This window comes from Paenibacillus sp. OK060 (assembly GCF_900101205.1).
Classification (GTDB): Bacteria; Bacillota; Bacilli; order Paenibacillales; family Paenibacillaceae; genus Paenibacillus; species Paenibacillus marchantiae.
The window spans coordinates 251,948-270,340 of record NZ_FNFR01000005.1; the positions used below are offsets into that span (position 1 = coordinate 251,948).

Annotated in this window: 19 protein-coding genes; 7 read left to right on the forward strand and 12 right to left on the reverse strand. The window is 45.5% G+C overall.

Going from position 1 to position 18,393, the window contains the following annotated elements; translation table 11 throughout:
- Positions 1-35: 35 nt before the first annotated feature.
- Positions 36-527 (reverse strand): HEAT repeat domain-containing protein, encoded by a 492-nt coding sequence (locus BLS14_RS19750; protein ID WP_161490660.1) that lies wholly within the window; start codon positions 525-527, stop codon positions 36-38.
- Between the two features lie 226 nt (positions 528-753).
- Between BLS14_RS19750 and BLS14_RS19755 the strand changes: the two genes are divergently transcribed.
- A complete protein-coding gene (locus BLS14_RS19755; RefSeq protein WP_063567950.1) occupies positions 754-1,320 on the forward strand; it encodes a DUF421 domain-containing protein in 567 nt (188 codons plus the stop codon).
- 124 nt (positions 1,321-1,444) lie between these two features.
- Here the strand turns inward: BLS14_RS19755 and ssuD are convergent, their stop codons facing one another.
- Positions 1,445-2,605, reverse strand: coding sequence for an FMNH2-dependent alkanesulfonate monooxygenase (ssuD, locus tag BLS14_RS19760; RefSeq protein WP_063568423.1), 1,161 nt, complete (start codon positions 2,603-2,605; stop codon positions 1,445-1,447).
- A 231-nt stretch (positions 2,606-2,836) separates the two neighbouring features.
- On the opposite strand from ssuD, the gene BLS14_RS19765 reads away from it, so the two are divergent.
- Positions 2,837-3,439, forward strand: a complete 603-nt coding sequence (locus BLS14_RS19765; protein ID WP_090953548.1) for a TetR/AcrR family transcriptional regulator — start codon at positions 2,837-2,839, stop codon at positions 3,437-3,439.
- Between the two features lie 224 nt (positions 3,440-3,663).
- On the opposite strand, the gene BLS14_RS19770 is transcribed toward BLS14_RS19765, so the two are convergent.
- Positions 3,664-4,431 (reverse strand): ABC transporter ATP-binding protein, encoded by a 768-nt coding sequence (locus tag BLS14_RS19770; RefSeq protein WP_063568424.1) that lies wholly within the window; start codon positions 4,429-4,431, stop codon positions 3,664-3,666.
- A gap of 2 nt (positions 4,432-4,433) precedes the next feature.
- Complete coding sequence (locus BLS14_RS19775; protein WP_205412067.1) at positions 4,434-5,510, reverse strand: FecCD family ABC transporter permease; 1,077 nt, start codon at positions 5,508-5,510, stop codon at positions 4,434-4,436.
- Between the two features lie 274 nt (positions 5,511-5,784).
- Between BLS14_RS19775 and BLS14_RS19780 the strand changes: the two genes are divergently transcribed.
- Positions 5,785-6,207 carry a MarR family winged helix-turn-helix transcriptional regulator gene (locus tag BLS14_RS19780; RefSeq protein WP_063568428.1) on the forward strand — a complete coding sequence of 141 codons (423 nt, stop codon included), beginning with the start codon at positions 5,785-5,787 and terminating at the stop codon, positions 6,205-6,207.
- Between the two features lie 50 nt (positions 6,208-6,257).
- The gene (locus BLS14_RS19785) at positions 6,258-7,091 is read left to right on the forward strand and encodes an alpha/beta hydrolase (protein WP_090953550.1); all 834 of its coding nucleotides are present in this window, start codon (positions 6,258-6,260) and stop codon (positions 7,089-7,091) included.
- Between the two features lie 170 nt (positions 7,092-7,261).
- Here BLS14_RS19785 and sigK read toward each other — a convergent pair whose 3' ends face one another.
- The 5 genes from sigK to BLS14_RS19815 all read right to left on the reverse strand — a co-directional run bounded on the left by sigK (position 7,262) and on the right by BLS14_RS19815 (position 12,106).
- Positions 7,262-7,963, reverse strand: coding sequence for an RNA polymerase sporulation sigma factor SigK (gene sigK / locus BLS14_RS19790; RefSeq protein WP_064636235.1), 702 nt, complete (start codon positions 7,961-7,963; stop codon positions 7,262-7,264).
- 130 nt (positions 7,964-8,093) lie between these two features.
- Positions 8,094-8,273 carry a hypothetical protein gene (locus BLS14_RS19795; protein ID WP_063565447.1) on the reverse strand — a complete coding sequence of 60 codons (180 nt, stop codon included), beginning with the start codon at positions 8,271-8,273 and terminating at the stop codon, positions 8,094-8,096.
- A gap of 407 nt (positions 8,274-8,680) precedes the next feature.
- Positions 8,681-9,847, reverse strand: a complete 1,167-nt coding sequence (locus BLS14_RS19805) for a DUF3298 and DUF4163 domain-containing protein (protein WP_064636228.1) — start codon at positions 9,845-9,847, stop codon at positions 8,681-8,683.
- A gap of 59 nt (positions 9,848-9,906) precedes the next feature.
- Entirely contained in the window at positions 9,907-11,157 is a 1,251-nt protein-coding gene (locus BLS14_RS19810) for an MFS transporter (RefSeq protein ID WP_090953554.1), read from the reverse strand.
- Between the two features lie 25 nt (positions 11,158-11,182).
- A complete protein-coding gene (locus tag BLS14_RS19815; RefSeq protein ID WP_090953556.1) occupies positions 11,183-12,106 on the reverse strand; it encodes an ADP-ribosylglycohydrolase family protein in 924 nt (307 codons plus the stop codon).
- A 405-nt stretch (positions 12,107-12,511) separates the two neighbouring features.
- Here BLS14_RS19815 and BLS14_RS19820 point away from each other — a divergent pair, with 405 nt between their 5' ends.
- Positions 12,512-13,180, forward strand: coding sequence for an HAD family hydrolase (locus tag BLS14_RS19820; RefSeq protein WP_072734568.1), 669 nt, complete (start codon positions 12,512-12,514; stop codon positions 13,178-13,180).
- A 47-nt stretch (positions 13,181-13,227) separates the two neighbouring features.
- A complete protein-coding gene (locus BLS14_RS19825; RefSeq protein ID WP_072734569.1) occupies positions 13,228-14,400 on the forward strand; it encodes a mannitol-1-phosphate 5-dehydrogenase in 1,173 nt (390 codons plus the stop codon).
- Between the two features lie 138 nt (positions 14,401-14,538).
- Here BLS14_RS19825 and BLS14_RS19830 read toward each other — a convergent pair whose 3' ends face one another.
- From BLS14_RS19830 to BLS14_RS19840, 3 genes are all read right to left on the reverse strand, one after another.
- Positions 14,539-15,426 carry a hypothetical protein gene (locus BLS14_RS19830; RefSeq protein WP_072734570.1) on the reverse strand — a complete coding sequence of 296 codons (888 nt, stop codon included), beginning with the start codon at positions 15,424-15,426 and terminating at the stop codon, positions 14,539-14,541.
- Positions 15,427-15,568: 142 nt separating this feature from the next.
- On the reverse strand, positions 15,569-16,222 hold the full coding sequence (locus tag BLS14_RS19835) for a YkyA family protein (RefSeq protein WP_176854630.1): 654 nt from the start codon (positions 16,220-16,222) through the stop codon (positions 15,569-15,571).
- 41 nt (positions 16,223-16,263) lie between these two features.
- Positions 16,264-17,166 (reverse strand): polysaccharide deacetylase family protein, encoded by a 903-nt coding sequence (locus BLS14_RS19840; protein ID WP_256336600.1) that lies wholly within the window; start codon positions 17,164-17,166, stop codon positions 16,264-16,266.
- Between the two features lie 229 nt (positions 17,167-17,395).
- Here BLS14_RS19840 and BLS14_RS19845 point away from each other — a divergent pair, with 229 nt between their 5' ends.
- Complete coding sequence (locus BLS14_RS19845; RefSeq protein WP_090953559.1) at positions 17,396-18,340, forward strand: DMT family transporter; 945 nt, start codon at positions 17,396-17,398, stop codon at positions 18,338-18,340.
- Positions 18,341-18,393: the final 53 nt, after the last annotated feature.

Genomic DNA, 18,393 nt, shown 5'->3' on the forward strand with positions numbered 1-18,393 from the left:
GATAGGGAGGTGAGATTGAAAGAAGCGTGTTTATCTTATTCCTGCACTTGATACCTCCATTTCTTCAACATGTCTAATGCTACTTCCAGAAGCTTGCTTTGGTTATGTGAGATTTGCATTTCAATAATTGTTTGACACCTAAGGTTTTGTAAATCCGATAACTTATCCATCATTTGCTCCAGCAACATGAATGACTGCGCGCTCACTTCCAGACTGGAATCACCGATAAATGGAATAATGTTCTCAATATGTACTATGTAATTCAGGTTTTCAAGAGCGTATAGCAATGTGCCTCTGCTTCCTGATGTCTTGGAGTCTGTGATGACTTCAATTAACGGTTCGACTGCTCGATCATCTCCAATGTCAGATAAAGCGATAGCAATTGTGTTGCGTAGTATGGCGTTGTCCGTAGATTTCAGGAGTTCAATCAAGAAAGCGAATTGAGTTATATCCTTTTTTTCACCAATATATGATATTTGTTTAACAACGCCTTCCATATCTCCTTGGGAAAGATGCTTTTGTATCATGTTTGTATACATTGTACGTTGTATCACTCCTCATTTAGTTAGAAGAAAGCTCTCCATAATAATATCGGTCATTTCCTTATTTTAGGATGTAGTATAATGGTCCTTATCATGCCGGGACTATTTTCCTTATCCACATCTCTTGTCCTAAACAATTGTATATTTCAACCAGATCAGGAACAGGCTAAGAAATACGACACATGATTTGGTACAGAAAGGAATACAACCAATGGACTGGATATGGAAATCCATCTTGCTTGTACTGATTGGCATGATTCTGCTGCGGATTGCTGGACGTAAATCCATCTCGCAGATGAGTGTAGCCACAACGGTCATTATTATCTCGATTGGTACAACGATCGTGCAGCCCATTGCGAACCATGAGTTAGGCAAAGCGATCGGGTCAGCGACGGTATTTATCCTAATGCTTCTGATCGTTGAACAATTACAATTGAAGTATAATTGGTTTGAAAAACTGATGAGCGGAAAATCGAAGGTTGTTGTGGAAGATGGGAAGTTGAATCTGCCGAATTTGAAACGCATGCGCTTCTCCGTGGATCAATTGGAGATGCAGTTGCGGGAAAAAGGGATTACAAGTATTGCCGATCTGGAAACGGCCACGATGGAACCAAACGGTCAACTCGGTTACGTGCTCAAACGGCACGCACGTCCAGTAACCATAGGCGATTTGGAAGCACTCCTGAAGCAAGGTACGTGGCCCATGGAATCCAAGGAACTGTTCCAGGAGGTCATCCAGGATGGACACTCGCGTCCAATTGACTCCAAGATACAGTAAATGAAATAGTTGAACAGATATAGAGATGGCTGGCCGCAGGTGGCCCCTTTCTACAGCATGTAAAAAAGACACCCGAATGCCTTCAGGTGTCTTTTTTTGCCTTAATCTGCAATCCGTTATGAAATTAGGATTTGGAGGTAACTTCCGTTTTGACCATGTGGTCCGGAATGTTGTTATTGGCAATGATTTCTCCAAATGGTCCAATAAAGGAATGATCGCCACTTTCTCCATGTTGCGAGTACTGAAGCTTTGGAAATAACAGCTCCGCGGTACGATAACATTCTTCCAGATGCGGATAACCGGATAAAATGAAGGTCTCGATCCCCAGTTCTTCATACTCTCTGATTCTGGCTGCGACCTGATCGGGATCACCGACAAGTGCGGTTCCGGCACCACCTCTAACCAAGCCGATGCCCGCCCACAGATTGGGGCTAATCTCTAGGTTGGAACGATCACCATTATGCAGCTTGGCCATTCTCTGCTGTCCTACGGAATCCATGCGAGCATAGATCTTCTGGGCAGCGGCTATCGTCTCCTCATCCAGGTGGGAGATCAGTTCATTTGCGGCCTTCCATGCTTCATCTGCGGTCGGACGCACAATAACATGCATGCGTATGCCAAAACGAATGCTTCTTCCTTTTTTCGCAGCCAGCTCCCGCATTTGATGAATTTTGGCTTGTACCTGACCCGGAGGCTCACCCCACGTTAAATACACATCGACATGGTCTGCTGCCACTTCCATTGCAGCTTCCGAGGAACCTCCAAAATAGAGTGGTGGATGTGGCTTTTGGATGGTCGGATACAGGACGGAACCACCCTTAACCTTCAGATATTTGCCTTCATAGTCAACCGCCTCTCCCTCCAATTCCTTGCGCCAGATGGTCAGAAATTCATCGGCTAACGCATAGCGCTCATCGTGATCCAGGAACAGCCCTTCTCCTTCAAGCTCAATTGGATCTCCACCAGCCACCACATTGATCAGCAGTCTTCCTCTGGAGAAACGATCCAGGGTTGCAGCCATACGTGCAGCTGTGGTTGGCATCATCAGACCTGGACGCGCAGCGACAAGAAACTTGAGCCTGTCCGTGGAAGAAATCAGCGATGAAGCAACAATCCAGGCATCTTCACACGACTTTCCCGTAGGTAACAAAACACCGGCATATCCAAGTTCATCCGCGGCTTGTGCCACCTGCTTGCAATAATGATAACTGACCGCCCGAGCCCCTTCTTTTGTTCCAAGATACCTGCCATCCCCGTGTGTGGGAATAAACCAAAACAGTTCCATAGGTATGACCTCATTCCTATTTTTTATATTTTATTTTTCCGATTGATTTGGTGTGTTTTATTTATTATGATAGCTATTATCCTTTTGATATCAACAATCAATTAGGCAGAATTTGACGGTTAAGCAACGCAATTGACCGATGTGTTGCGAAATGTCTTGATATTCTACATTCCCAAGCCATTTGAAGGCTCAACAAAGTTGATCAATCCGTTTTTTTTGAGGTGATGAGAAGTGAATGAATCCCGTGGAGTGGATCGAAGAATTTTACGGACCCGTGTGATGATTTCCAAAGCTCTCCTGAAAATTTTGCCACAGAAAGCCTTTACCGAAATTAGTGTCGTAGACATCGCGGAACAAGCGAATATCAATCGCTCTACCTTTTACGCCCACTTTCTGGACAAGGATGATTTATTGGATAGCATGGTGAATGAGAAATTTCAACTGCTTGAGCAGTTACTAGCGGAACGGAATTCCCACCTTGGGAGTCTACCTTCATTTAACGAGCCAGATCCCATTTTTGCAGTATTGTTCGAGCATATATTGGAGCATGATGAATTCTATCGGGTGATGGTACTCATTAATCCTGCCGGGAATTTCAACAGCCGGTTGAATGAAGTGATTAGAGAGAGGTTTTTGGATCGGATATCCCAATTAGGTATGGAACAAAAAGAAGTGCCTCTGGATATTTTACTGGATCACATCAGCTTCTCCACCATTGGAATTATTCACAAATGGCTTGCTGACAGTAAGGTAAACTCACCTCATCATATGGCTCTTCAATTAACCCGCATTGCCCTGTTAGGAACATATAAAGCGATGGGAGCATCGGTTTAGAGTGAGTGGCCCATCCTCTCCAAAAAAAGTGATACATGGCATCTGAATAAACGTGACATTTGATACTTGAGGCTAGAACAAAAAGAACTGTCATTTAAGCATATATTCCGCTTAAAGACAGTTCTTCTTTTACTACTTATTCCATAATTGCCTGTGCAACCGGAGTTATAGTGGAAGAGATAATGAGAGAACATGTGTGAGTTTCAGCTAAGACAGTCCTTGTCTCACCGTGTACTCAAATAGGCAATACCCAAGCCACCGGTAACCGGATTTTCATAGATTTCACATTCCACGTCGAATACTTCACCAATCATTTCACGGGTCAAGATATCGGCGGGTTTGCCATGAACCACAATCTGTCCCTGCTTCACAACATAGAGGTAATCGCAATACTCTGCGGCGAGTTCGAGATCATGAAGGGCAGCCAATATGCCGATATCCAGACTGCGCACAATGTTGAGGATCTGAAGCTGATATTTGATATCCAGATGATTGGTAGGCTCGTCCAATATCAGAAATTCGGGCTGCTGCGCCAGCACTCGTGCGAGGACCACACGTTGCTTCTCCCCGCCGGACAGGGACACGTAATTGCGGTCCGCATGTCCGGTTAGATGTACCTTTTCCAACGCCTGTTCCACGATTTCATAATCCCGTTCATTATCCGTCTCCAGCAGCTTCTTGTGAGGAGTGCGACCCATCATAACCATTTCACGCACAGTAAAATCAAAGCTTAATTCGTTAAACTGACCCACAACGCCCATGTGCCTTGAAACGACCTTGGGACTGGATTTCAAAATGTCCGTATCATCGAGAAATACTTTGCCTTGCTGTGGTTTGATCACTTTATAGATGCTCTTGAGCAGCGTTGATTTGCCACAACCATTCGGGCCAATCAGGCCGACGAATTGCTTGCCTTTTACCTGTAAAGAAATGTCCCGGATAATATCCGTGTTCAGCACCGATATGGATACATTTTCTACATTCAGTTTCATGTTTATTTTCCTCCAAAACCGTAGCCTTTTTTGACTAACATATACATAAACATCGGGGCACCAATCATCGCTGTAATGATCCCGATCGGCAATTCAACGCTGGAAATCAGTGATCGTGCAATAACATCCGTCCAGATCAGGAAGATGGCACCGAATAGTACGGATACAGGCATGACTTTACGATGGTCCGATCCAACCAGCCCTCTCACAATATGCGGAATAATCAATCCAACAAAACCGATCATGCCGCAGCTTGCCACCATTACGCCGGTGACGAGAGCCGTTAACAGCATATACAACCTGCGATATACACTGAGATTAATCCCTAGCGTAACCGCGGCTTCGTCACCCAGCAGCATCGTATTAAGGACCCGAGATTGCAATAGGAAGAACAGAATGGCTACGAGCACAACGATGCTAATCAGCGGAAGCTTGTTCCATCCGGATGAGGCAAGACTGCCCATGGTCCAGAATGTTACGGTCTTGATGCCTTCGGCATTGTTAGCAAAATATATGATAAAGTTCGAAAAGGCACTGCACAGCGCATTAATGACCATTCCGGCAAGCACCAGCTTGACCGATGTCATTTTCCCCCGAATACCTGCCAGAGCCAGGACCAGCAAGGACGCCCCCATGGCACCGGCAAATGCCCAGAAAGCCACCCCGGTCTGACCAAGCCAACCAATTGCGCCGAATCCAATCAGAATGGCAAACGTGGCCCCGAGTGAAGCTCCTGAGGAGATCCCCAGTATATACGGGTCTGCAAGTGGATTCTGCACGGCAGCCTGCATAACTGCACCACATAAAGCTAGCCCGGCACCGATAAACATGGCCATCAGTACACGCGGAAAGCGAATCTGCCAGATAATATCCGTAAAAGACCCCGCCTCAATCGGCGTAGAGCCGAATTGAAATCCGGTTAATTTGTACAACAGAATGCGATAAGACTCAGCGAGTGGAATGCTCACCTGTCCAATGGATACTGCAATTCCAACCGAAATAACCATTACGATGATTAAAGCGGCAATCAATACTGCAAAACCGGATTTGCTGTAAATCAGGGACTCCCTTTTTCCCATACGCTGCTTCTGAATTTGAGCCGTCTGTGCCATCTCTTCCCCCATCAATTCCACTTGAATTTGAATAATAAAAATTTAGCTGTTTACAAAGCATTTTCTCGGATTATAATTGAGAATGATTATCTTTGTCAATTATAAATATACAAAAAAAGGGACATTCGAATACAACCAAAAGAGCAGGTGATTATTCTAGCTGCTCTTTTTTTATCTCCTTTACACACCAATATTGAAATCCGAGGTTGACATTAGTTTGATAACAAACTATATTACAAATATGAAAACGACAGACGCTATATCACTCATATCCAAAATTAAAGAGAAGGTCAACCGCTTCATTTTATCCGAGATGGCTGAGCAGGGAATTCAGGATCTGGCCACGTCCCATGGGGATATCATTTACGCCCTGTACAACAACTCCCGAATGACCATGGCTGAAATCGCCAAAAAAATCGGCAAGGATAAGTCCACGGTCACAGCGCTTGTCGACAAATTGGTGCGCAACGGTTATGTCGCCAAAGAACGTGATGTAACAGATTCACGGATTGTCCATGTGACATTGACTGCAAAAGGAGAACAACTTAAACCAGCCTTTGAAGATATCTCGCAGCGCTTGCTAGACGCGTTTTATGCGGATGTTACTGAAGCGGAGAAAAAGGAACTGCTTCGAATTTTGATGAAAATTCACGGCAACTTCTAATTTTTTGGAGTGATAGTTTGATATAAAACTAATTTTGGAGGATTGTCCTAATGATCGATTTTACTCAATTGCTACCTAAACATGAAGTCAAAACGATAGGAAAACATGATTTGTACCTTGAAATATATGAAGGTGATACGGCTCCCCACTCTGTAAATTCAGTAACAAAGCCACCTCTCTTGTTTGTTCATGGCGCATATACAGGCAGCTGGATGTGGAGCAAATATATCCCCCACTTCGTTGAACAAGGCTGGAACTGCTACGTTATGAACCTCAGAAGTCATTACAAAAGCCGGGTAATGGACATGACGAAAATTACGTTTGAGGATTATTTGGAGGATATCCGCGAAGTTCTGGCAGAGTGCACAGCACCTCCTGTTCTCATCGGCTTCAGCATGGGCGGAATACTCAGTCAGAAGATTGCCGAGACGATTGCGTTAGCTGGATTGGTCGTGATTGATTCCAGTCTAAGCCAGGAAGTTCATCAATTGATTCCCTATCCTGAGAATGATCGAATTACACCTGACATTGTCCTCCCTCCCCCGGCCCGTGAAGAACATAGCAGTATCGATGAAACTGCGGAGGACATTGCATTTCAGCGTAAATATCTGCAGATGGAGTCATCGAAGGCATTTCTCACGTTCTCGGCGGCATTTGGGTCAAGCGGCGGTGTATCCATCAACGGCAATTTAATTACATGTCCGAGTCTGGTCATCAAAGCCGTAGAATCCGATGATGAGGAGCGAAGAGGTCAATTGACTGCAGAACAGATTGGCGCTGAATATGCAGGGCTGTGGGATACAACCCATACCGGGTTGCTCGTCGGCCAGCGATATTTGGAAGTTGTGGAGATCATCCTGAAATGGTTAAATCGGATGAATTAAAATCAATGCGACTGAATATAACGCGCAAATCCCTGCCACGTCTCCAGTGGTACGCAGTACTCGAACTCGTTGATTTGCGCAGCAACTAAAACAAAAAAAGCAACTCATCCGCAGACAAGTCGCTTCCTCTAAACGCTATTGTTATCAGTACTACCTTGTAGCTTATTATCTCACTGCTTTGCCTTATAAAACTCGTGATACAGCTTCATTAGCGCCCTCTTCTCAATCCGTGATACATAGGAGCGTGAGATGCCAAGTTCCTTGGCAATCTCGCGTTGGGTGCGTTCTTCCCCGCCTGCCTCCAGGCCGAATCGTCCAATAACAACTTCCTTCTCCCGATCATCCAAGATGTCGAGATTGCGGTAAATCTTGCTTTTTTCAATCTTGAGTTGCACCTTATCTACAACGTCGTCGGCTTCTGTTCCGAGGATATCTATAAGGGTGATCTCATTGCCCTCTTTGTCCGTTCCGATTGGATCATGAAGGGAAACGTCTTTGCGTGTTTTCTTCAAGGAACGCAAATGCATAAGTATTTCGTTTTCGATACAACGGGCAGCAAACGTAGCGAGTTTGGTCCCTTTGCCTTGTTGAAAACTTTCGATCGCCTTAATCAAACCAATCGTTCCAATCGAAATCAGGTCTTCCTGGTCTTCGCCAGTATTGTCAAATTTCTTGACGATATGCGCGACGAGGCGCAGATTGTGTTCGATAAGCAAATTACGCGAATGTGCGTTGCCTTCAGCCATAAGGCGTAAATGTTTGGCTTCATCATCCTCAGCCAGTGGCTGGGGAAATGCATTATTTTTGACATACGAGACGAGCAACGTTAACTCTTTGATGAACAGGGCAATTGCGGTAAACAATCCGGGCACAGATGACACCTCCTGCAGTTTTACAACGATCTGGCCTGAGCACATGTGGGAACAGGGTCGATTTATTGTATGTAGGCGTGTGCCCAGAAGTGCACGTACACTTGAAAAAGGAAATGTTTCCGCGAAGATTTCATACACTCACTGAAACGATGGAGCCCACCTTTTGAAGGATGAGGAATTCTTTCTCGACACTATCAATAAAATACTTCTTCTCACCAAATATTACGACATCATTCTCGGCTAATTGAACATCGCTTTTGAAATAAATAAAATTGTCCGTTTCTCTGAACGCACCTTTGTAGTAGTACAAGTTGTCACCTTCTCCTTGGAAAAATGAATGATATCAACTGCTGTAATTACTATTCTTTTCGTTTAAAACACACCTTGTAAAGCATAAGCCCCATACCAGATGAACAAATAAGATATCCAAAGAACAAGAACAGTAAATAAATACCATGAAGATCTTCAGAAATCTGATTTACACCTTCAAACCACGCAGAACGAATAGGATACAATAGCGCTACCCAAATGATCAGCAAGATCAGAATATAATTAATTATTTTTCTCACAGTAACGATCCTTTCAGGTTCGAGTGGAAACTGGAAATAATAAATAGCAGCTCTTACAACGAAAGTAAAAAAGCCGCTAGATTAGCGACTTTCTATGGTACAATGTTTCCGCCCCGACACTTGGAGAGTACAAAATCAGCATCTTTTTCTAGTAATGTGAGATTGTTATGCCATGAATGATTCCCTCGGTTGAATTGGAGGCGAAATGGACCCGGGTATCCCCAAAACGATAGGAGAGTAAATATTCTTCTTGAATATCAGGGTTCACACCCTTTTGACCTTTTCCCAATATCTTCTCAATGTCACTGAAGGTTTTCATAGGGAGAGTTTTCCAACTCAAATAAATATGGTCAAGACGGTCTGTGTCTCCCTCCCCAAAATTAAAGGAAGCATACTCTACCCCTTCAAATATCCAGAAAAGTCCTCCCATTTCCGGTTCATAATAGGGTTCACGATCTGAACTTTTCAGCGCTTTCGATACTTCTGCTTTCGTTTGTCCAAAACTTATATTTTCAAACCCCGGTATTCTCCCACTCTTCAACTCTTGAATGGAGTTTTTATTTAAATCAAAAAATGGTCTGCTCAGTTCAGACTGAATTTTGGAGAAAGGAACTTTTACCTCTATAAATCCGGCCGCATAAGGCCCAACTTCGTATGGATTAAATACCAAGACAATTCCTGTGTTTTGGTAGTAAAAGCTAGATGTATTCGACAAGGGAAAGTTATAAAAACTTTCCGGGAAAACATTCTCATTACTCTTTAGGTCTGATTCAATACCCTCAGCTAGATTAACAGCTTGTTTATTGGTTTGAACCACCTGGTTCAAGTAGAGGCGTTTTCCTGTTGTTAGATCATAATTATAAGTCGTTACTTCTTCATACCCGTGCGCGCCGCCTCTGAAATTATAATCTGTATATACAATAGATAGTAGGTTGTTTTGATTGTATTTAGTCTGTGCAGTGGTATTCCAGTAAAAGTAATCTTGCTGTTTTTTTAGATATGTATTCTGTATAGCGGCATTTACGGCATGGATTTTGAGTGTTTTATTTATTTTATCAATTACCTTTTGTTCGCCGCCAATAATTTGAACATACTTTTGCCCTTTATACGAGTAAATTTTTGTCGTTACTGTGCTCGACCCGGCTGCATTCGCATCACTTATTGGGATTATAAATAGAAACACTAATAAGAAGCTTATTAACATAGCAAATGTTTTGTTCAAATTGAAATCCTTCCTTCTAATTATTATGATATACCAATAATACTGTAACTTGGCTGGTTTGTCTTTTTCTAGTTGGAACTGTAATTCTTCCATAGAAAAGCCTCCATCCCACACGTTAATGCGGAGTGAAGGCTGCATCTACCTGTCTATATTTAATTCACTGGTGCCGGCTCTACAGCATCGGCGATTTCCGGTAACCTCGTTTTGCGTTCCATTGTCACGCTAACGAATAATCCCACAAGTCCAAGTGCTGCAATAACTGCTGCATATAACGGTACCGAGATGAGCCCCGTATGCGTAATTGCAAACCCGCCCAAATAGGCACCACCTGCGTTGCCCAGATTAAAGGCTGAGTGACTCGACGTTGTCGCCAGCAGCGGTGCTTCGCGAGTCATATTCATAATTCGAATTTGCAACCCTGGCATAATACCAAAAGCCGCAACGCCCCAGCAGAAGATGGTGATTACCGCGTGATACGGATTATCCAGCGTCAACGTTAAGGCCGCCAACAGAACTGCCAATATACCGAAGTTAACCATCAAGGAAGGCATCAGCTTCCAGTCTGCCAGACGACCACCAAGTATATTACCCAAAGTAACGCCGACACCGAACAGTACCAGAATCCAGGTCACGCTCTGCTCAGCAAAACCACTAATATCGACAAGCATTGGTGTTATATAGGTGAACACAGCGAACAGACTTCCACAGCCCAGCGCACCAATCAGCAATATTAATAACACTTGGGGGCGAACCAGATTCCGGAATTGCTGGCCAAGGTTTGCTGGCGGTCCCTGCTGAATCACCGGAATGAAACGAATGATACCAATCAATGAGATGATGCCCAGAATGGTAATAGCTCCAAACGATGACCGCCATCCTAGCTGCTGCCCAATGAAGGTACCAAACGGCACACCGATAATGTTGGCAATCGTTAATCCAGCCAGGACTACGGATACTGCCCCTGCCCTTCTCTCCGGTGCAACCAATCGTGTTGCCATCAGCGAGCCTACACCCAGAAACGTACCGTGGGCAAATGCCGTTAGAATACGTGCCGAGATGAGCAACCCGTAAGTTGGTGCAATAACAGACAATGCATTACCGATGATAAAAATACACATCAGCAGTACGAGCAGTTTTTTCTGGGGAATCTTGTGCGTGAACACGGTTAGTATAGGCGCACCCACCGCCACACCAAGCGCGTAGCCCGTAATTAACTGCCCTGCTTGGGGGATACTCACATTCAAATCCGTCGCTACATTGGGCAGAAGGCCCATAATAATAAACTCTGTCATGCCAATGGCAAAAGCCCCTACCGTCAGACATAAAAGGGATAAAGGAAACGCCCCTCGTTTAGCAGATTTCGTAACTTGCGATTCCGTTTGAGATGAATCTGTCTTACGCATATGATGTTCTCTTCTCCTGTCTCTTCTATCTAGCTTCCGCCTTTGACCACAATGCCTCTGACAATTCGCCCAGCGTATCCTGCATGGCCAGCTTCTCTCGCCAGTGTGCCGGAATGCCGCTTAATCCATAATACGCTCCGGCGATTTGCCCATATACCGCTCCCGTGGTGTCCGCATCATCACCCAGATTCACTGCGAGCAGCGCACCCTCTTCGAAGGTCGATGATCGATGGAATGCCCATAACGCTGCTTCAAGTGAACGAACAACATAGCCGCTTCCCTGAATATCAGGCGGTACTTTATCCCGGTATGATCCTTGGACAATTTCTTCAATCGCTGGCGAAAAAGATTTCTCTTCCCTCCACTGACGGCAGGTATCAGGCCGTAACATGACATCCTTGTCCGCTCCGCGCAGTCCTGCAACCAATATTGCCGCCAGTACTTCACATGCTTCCACACTTTCAAGGGCGGCATGTGTCGTTCTGGAACTCAACCCAGCATACCTCACTGCTTGATCCGGCTGGTTGGCATATGCCATGGCTACAGGTGCGAGCCGCATAATTGATCCATTCCCAGCAGTCATCGGGTTGGTTGAACCACTATACGCTTCACCGGTTGCTGCAAACCTTTCAAGGGCACTGCGAGTAGCCCCGCCAATATCAAAGCAGGTTCCCGTACTGCTCATATAACCCACCTGATACCAATTCGTATATCTGCGCATCTGGTCCCCGGGATCAAAGTTCTCTTTTCTCACCAAGCTTTCTGCCAGACACAGGGCCATCGACGTATCATCCGTCCACTGTCCAGGCGCCAGATCGAATACCCCGCCGCCCACAATATCGGTAACAGGCTCAAATGTGCCGGGACTGCTGAATTCCACTGTGGTTCCCAGTGCATCTCCCGCGGCAAGCCCAATGAAACAACCTTGGAAACGATCCTTATGCAGCATCGTCGATCCCTCCTCCGCGATTTAACTCTCAAATAACTTCTTCCATTCTCCCACATGGCTTGATATGGCGTAAAGAATTTTAATAGGTTCACACTGAAATACAGGTTTTTCAGTACACCGCTTACACGCAAAGGGTATAACGCTTTTCCACTTTTATCATTTTCTGAAAACATCTCATCCATGTGCAAATTTTCCATGTAAACAATCATAACGCGCTTGACCCTTCCGTTTGTCCTATGTTACGGTTTTATTAGCTTATACACCTGTTTTTTCCCAAATTAATATTTATAACTTTGCTTTCACGTCAACTAATGTACCGCAAGTTAAAAGATTACGGTGTGTATTTGCAGAGAAATTCATTTAGCTTTATCCCAAAACTAATTCTGAAACAGGAGGAACAAATTTATGATTAAGGCACTGATTTTTGATTTCGATGGAACGATTATTGATACGGAGACAGCATGGTATGTTGCTTTTCGTGATGCCTACAAGGAACACGGCGTAAACTTAACCCTGGAGATGTACTCGCAATGCATCGGTACCAGTCTGAAAACATTTAATCCTTATGAGTACCTCATCACAGATTTGAATCTTCCGATCGATCGGGAAGCGTTCAGGGAGTCTGTTCAGCTGCATCATGCAGCATTAATGAACAAAGAACAGGTAAGACCCGGTATCCAGAACTACCTTGATGCTGCACGCAAAGCTGGATTGAAACTTGCTGTCGCTTCAAGCTCCAAACGAGAGTGGGTTGAACAGCATCTGGAGCAGCTCAAGCTGAAGGATTACTTTGAAGTCATTCGCACCGCAGATGATGTTGCCCATGTGAAGCCTGATCCTGCATTGTACAATCAAGCACTTGAAGCCCTTGGAGTAACTGCAGACGAAGCCGTAGCGATTGAGGATTCACCTAACGGCGCGCGTGCAGCTGCTGCGGCTGGTATTCACTGCGTTGTCATCTCGAATACCATTACCGGGACACTTGATTTCGATATGCCTCACCAACGGCTGTCATGCCTGACCGACCTCGAATTTAACGATTTGATTTCGAAACCACTCGTCACTACGGTCTAAAGACTGAACGAATTTCGCATTTCAAACTTTAAAGGGGGAGTTCACACATGAAAGCTGTACATTTTGGTGCGGGCAATATTGGCCGCGGATTTATCGGTCATATGTTGTCCGCTTCCGATTATGAAGTCTGCTTTGTCGCACGTAACCCGAAGAAAATCGCCATGCTTCAAAAGAGGCAGGAATATCCCATTACCCTCGCAAATGCGGATCAGGATACAACGATTGTGAATAACGTAACCGCCATTAGTGTCGGCGAACAGGATCGCGTTGCTGAAGTGATTGCTTCAGCAGATCTGATCACAACAGCCGTCGGTGTATCGGCGCTGGAAGATATCGCTGAACCGATCGCCAAAGGCATCTATCTGCGTATGAAAAATAATAATTCTGCACCACTTCACATTATCGCTTGCGAAAATGCCATCGGAGGCAGCACTCGGCTGAAAAAACGGGTATATCCGTTTCTGGATGTAGAAACCCGTGAAAAAGCAGAACGTTATGTCTCATTCCCCAATGCAGCGGTTGACCGCATCGTCCCCGCTCAGGATCATAAAGACCCGCTGCAAGTTACCGTTGAGCCTTTCTATGAATGGGTGGTTCATCGCCCTGCACTGCTGGAAGGATTTAAGGAAATTGAAGGTGTGCACTACGTGGACTCTCTTGAACCTTATATTGAGCGCAAAATGTTTACGGTAAATACCGGTCACTGCGTTGCCGCATACTTCGGATATCTTGAAGGATTTAAGACGATCCGGCAAGCTATGAGTCATGCACCTCTTCGTGCCAAGGTACGCAAAGTGATGGAAGAAACCGGAGCCATGCTCATCGCCAAGCACGGTTTTAATCCACAGAAACACAGCAAATATATCGATACGATTCTCGAACGTTTTGCCAATCCGAACCTGACGGATCAGGTAACACGGGTCGGACGTTCGCCCCTTCGCAAGTTATCGCCTTACGACCGGCTTGTTCGCCCAGCGATGCAGGCCAGCGAATTCGGAATTGAAATTCCTCATTTAACTTCCGCTATGGCAGCCGCGATGCTGTTCAATCATGAACATGACGAGGAAGCCATAAAGCTCCAACACCTGATTCGCGAAGATGGCGTCTCTGCCTTCATTCGTGAGCGCATGGGAATTCCCGACGAACATCCCGTTCATCAGCATGCCGTTGCCCGTTATGAAGAGCTCAAAGGGCGACAGGAATCAACCATCTTAACCTGATTAACAATAGGTCAATGGGTTTGATCCCGCAAACTGAATAGACATACGAACAAAAAGCCGGGAGGAACCTATGCTTATCGCATCGTTCCTTCCGGCTTTTTCAAATTCACGACATACCTATTTAATATCGAAGCACGCTTACTCGTTCATGATGGAATTGATGGAGGCATAAACCATAGGCAGGAAGCCCTCTGAAGGTTCGCCAACCGGTGCATGGATATGGAAAGCGAAGCCATTGCCATCCAGCTCTTTTACGATGAAATACTCTGTTTTCTTATTGTTTTGAGACATCATGAACAATTTTGCCTCTTTCATCGGGCCGTTGCTAAGCTTTTCCTCACTTAATTGCTTGACCGCTCCGGTTTCTGACAGCTCTTTCTTCGCATCCACTTTCAGTTCCTTCAGGTTATAATCCGAAGGCAGCTTGTCAATCTCTACCTCGTAATCCGGATCAATCTTCATGGTCAATTCATGATCATCCGCATCGTAAACCATTGGTTCAAACACATATAATGAATACCCTTTGCCTTGAGCCAGTGTAACCGGGCGCTTTTCGGTCATGCCTTCCACGGTCACTTCCAGCTCGGATGTTTTGGCACGATTAGATGTAACATTACCACCTGCATTCGTACCGTTACCATCATTGGACTCGACCTTGGCGATTTCCGTAAGCACCAGCTGTTTAATCGTTGTATCGCCTTGAATGGCTTTCTCTACATATTTGAATTGAACGGAATCTTCATCGTCAATGTCATCCAAAGATTTCTGCAGATCTTCACCCACCTGGAAAGACATCGGTTCCTCTTTCACACGAATTTCAACCGTGTGCGGATCTGCCCATCCGGTCAAAATGCCTTCCGCTTCAATCACAGCACTTTCCTCAGGCTGCTTCCCTGGTGCCGGTGTCTGTTCTTCTGTATTATTCGCGGGTGGCTGAGCAGTAGGGCTACTGTTGCCGCAGGCCACAAGCGAGAATCCCATAACCAAAACAAGTAATGATGCACTAATATTCATAGTATTTCGCATATGAACACCTCCGTTAGCTTATACGCAATGATGTTTGTCCATGTTGCCTGACTTGTTAACTTGACAGCTTAGTATTACTTACACGGCTGACCCGTCGCTCAATCATCGAAAGTGTTCAATGCTTCTTTGACACCATGAATACTCAGCCGGCTTGCTCCATTTGCACAAGCTTCGCGTTGGCTCCGTTAAAAGCTTTTGTCTGCTTGTTGAACTGCTGTCTTAACTCGGCAACTTTGGCATATTGGCTGTTCCGTTCCCGAATCGCACGTTTGATTTTGACCAGATTGGGCTCCACACTGCCTCTCATCAATCCATATAACTGCTCGTCCGCATCAAGGCTCTGCCTGTAGGAGGCAACAAACGCTTCAAATGACGCAGCTCTTTGCTCATACTGATCCAATACCGTGTGGGCTTGAGCCAGGTTCTCTTCCTTCTCAAAAGATAACTGATTCAACGAAGTTCGCAGCTCTTCCATCTGTTCTTTAGTCCGGCTCATCACCGCTTCAGCTTGTTCCAGCAGTGTTCTTCGCTCGGCAATATGTCCGTCTGCCTGATCGAGCAAGGCCTCCAGATTACTGTTTTTGTTCTTTCCTTTACTCAGTATCGATCCGTATAATTCCATGTCTTCCCGTTCATGATGAACAAGTTCCTTCAGGCTCTGGTTCATCTCCTGATCGGTAAGAATCAGTTGATTAACTTGATTTGCCGCAGGTTCCTGCGGCTTTCCGCAAGCACTGACAAGCAGAGCCAGCAATATGCTGACCCCGGCCAGAGCTATCTTTTTTCTTCTAAGCACCTCGGGGTGCCTCCTCTCTTGCAACTGCTATGTTGTTATTCTTACAGGCGGGTGTCTGCGCTAAAATTGGATACCCAATGAGCATTCGGATCGTAGACCTCAAACTCATAACCCCGATCTTCAAGCAGCTTCAAAATGCGTGGCAGTGCCTGTACCGTTTGCTCGCGCTCATGCATCAGAATCACTTCCTTATCCCGATGCACACTGCTGCTAACCCGCTCCACGATTTTGTCCGGCTGACCTGGAAGATTCCAGTCGAGGGAGTCGGTGGTCCAATCCCACAGTTTGAATCCGGCCGCAGCAATGTCGCCCCTGAAGTCTTCTCCGATCTGTGGGCTACTGCCATACGGAGCACGAATCAGATGCGGCGTAAAACCGATCAGATCCTGGACCATCTTCTGCTCCTTTTTGAACTCCTTCACAAAGTTAGAGGAGCTTCCGCTCTTATACAATTTGTTATAGTTATGTGTCATGCTGTGAAGCCCAGGATAACTGCCCTCTTTGACAAGCCGCTCCACTGCTTCCTTGTGTTGATTCAACTGACGTCCAATCATGAAAAAGGTTGCCTTTGCCTCATGCTGTTTCAAAATATCCAGCAGTTGATCGGTATATACACTTGGTCCATCATCAAACGTTATGTATGCCAGCTTGCGCACCTGACCCTGGAACCGCGCAGGCTCCTCTTTGGACTCCGGTGTCATTTCAATCATGCCAAGCTTGGTTGGCTGTTCAATCGCAGCTACTGGCGGAGGTGCTACATAATCCTTGATCCAGTGCGTCATGCCAATGAATGCATATGTTAAACCGATAATGAGCAGTGCCAGAAGCGCCAGCGCAGCACTCAGTCTCCCATACCGGATTTTTCTTCTTCCATGCGTCTTGGTTCGGCTTGTTCTATGCGGAATGCCGCCACTCTCTCCCGCTCTCTGTTGTTGAACTCTCACTTCCAGGCCACTTCCTTACTTTCATTTTTTCCCGATTATTGGTACATTATATCGTTTCATGTCTCTATATAGAAGATTAATAGAAAAATGGCCCTGGAGAATGACAGAATAGTTACAAGCCCGGTTACAATCTACTTATCTATTTCTTCTCTTATACTTTTCCTGCAGATGCATTCTCCTGTATAATAAATTGATTTACGCCATTTGACTTCAAGAAGGAGCTACATCCATGACTAGCTTGAACCGTGCCGGCAGATCGATCTTTCTGCTATTCTTTGTCGGCATTATTGCCATTTCGTTTTCTTCCATCTTTGTACGCTGGTCCACAGCCGACGTCGCCGTCATTGCAATGTACCGACTGTTCCTCACCAATCTGCTAATGCTGCCTTTTGTGTGGAAATACCGGCGCGAGATGATGCGTTTAAACTTCAGACAGTGGGCTTTACTGCTCGCATCCGGCGTGATGCTTGCACTGCACTTTCTGCTCTGGATGGGATCGCTTCGGCTTACGAGTGTAGCCAGTTCAACGGTCATTCTCGCTTTGGAGCCTATATTGATTCTTGCGGGTTCCGTCTGGCTGTTCAAAGCCAAAATCAACCGCATGATGATCATCGGTATGGGCGTTGCCCTGCTTGGATCGATCGCTATTGGAGCTGGAGATTTCCAGTTGGCAGGCACAGCGCTGCGAGGGGATATTCTTTCTTTATTCGGAACGATCGCTGTGGCGGTACACATGCTGCTTGGACAGTTTTTACGTGCCGGACTGAGTGCATTCTCCTATAACTTCTGGGTATTTTTCGTAGCTGCCTGTACGCTTGCGGTATATAATCTGGTTAATGGTCACCCGTTTGGTGGTTATGCGGCTTCCGAGTGGGGAATTTTCCTGTTGCTCGCAATCGTGCCAACGATCTTTGGACATTATCTCTTCAACTGGCTGCTTCAATATATGAATGCTACGACGGTATCGATGGGGGTACTGGGGGAACCTGTATTTTCCTCTCTACTGGCCTGGATGCTACTCGGTGAATCCCTCAACGGGCTTCAGTTGTCTGCCGGGGTTGTCATTATTTTCGGGGTATGGATCTTCATTCGATATGGCAAAACCAAACCACAACCCATCCCCTCAGATGCTCCTGTATCTGGAAAAGGACCAATCGAACCTACAGCGGTGTAACTTGCATTTGTATTCAGATATTTTTAAATAAACAACTGGGACCTGCATCACGC

Excerpts from the sequence above, each read along its gene's own strand:
- BLS14_RS19750 (WP_161490660.1), bottom strand. The coding sequence starts at position 527 with ATGATACAAAAGCATCTTTCCCAAGGAGATATGGAAGGCGTTGTTAAA.
- BLS14_RS19755 (WP_063567950.1), top strand. The coding sequence starts at position 754 with ATGGACTGGATATGGAAATCCATCTTGCTTGTACTGATTGGCATGATT.
- ssuD (WP_063568423.1), bottom strand. The coding sequence starts at position 2,605 with ATGGAACTGTTTTGGTTTATTCCCACACACGGGGATGGCAGGTATCTT.
- BLS14_RS19770 (WP_063568424.1), bottom strand. The coding sequence starts at position 4,431 with ATGAAACTGAATGTAGAAAATGTATCCATATCGGTGCTGAACACGGAT.
- BLS14_RS19775 (WP_205412067.1), bottom strand. The coding sequence starts at position 5,510 with ATGGGAAAAAGGGAGTCCCTGATTTACAGCAAATCCGGTTTTGCAGTA.
- BLS14_RS19780 (WP_063568428.1), top strand. The coding sequence starts at position 5,785 with ATGAAAACGACAGACGCTATATCACTCATATCCAAAATTAAAGAGAAG.
- BLS14_RS19785 (WP_090953550.1), top strand. The coding sequence starts at position 6,258 with ATGATCGATTTTACTCAATTGCTACCTAAACATGAAGTCAAAACGATA.
- BLS14_RS19805 (WP_064636228.1), bottom strand. The coding sequence starts at position 9,847 with ATGGAAGAATTACAGTTCCAACTAGAAAAAGACAAACCAGCCAAGTTA.
- BLS14_RS19810 (WP_090953554.1), bottom strand. The coding sequence starts at position 11,157 with ATGCGTAAGACAGATTCATCTCAAACGGAATCGCAAGTTACGAAATCT.
- BLS14_RS19815 (WP_090953556.1), bottom strand. The coding sequence starts at position 12,106 with ATGCTGCATAAGGATCGTTTCCAAGGTTGTTTCATTGGGCTTGCCGCG.
- BLS14_RS19820 (WP_072734568.1), top strand. The coding sequence starts at position 12,512 with ATGATTAAGGCACTGATTTTTGATTTCGATGGAACGATTATTGATACG.
- BLS14_RS19825 (WP_072734569.1), top strand. The coding sequence starts at position 13,228 with ATGAAAGCTGTACATTTTGGTGCGGGCAATATTGGCCGCGGATTTATC.
- BLS14_RS19830 (WP_072734570.1), bottom strand. The coding sequence starts at position 15,426 with ATGCGAAATACTATGAATATTAGTGCATCATTACTTGTTTTGGTTATG.
- BLS14_RS19845 (WP_090953559.1), top strand. The coding sequence starts at position 17,396 with ATGACTAGCTTGAACCGTGCCGGCAGATCGATCTTTCTGCTATTCTTT.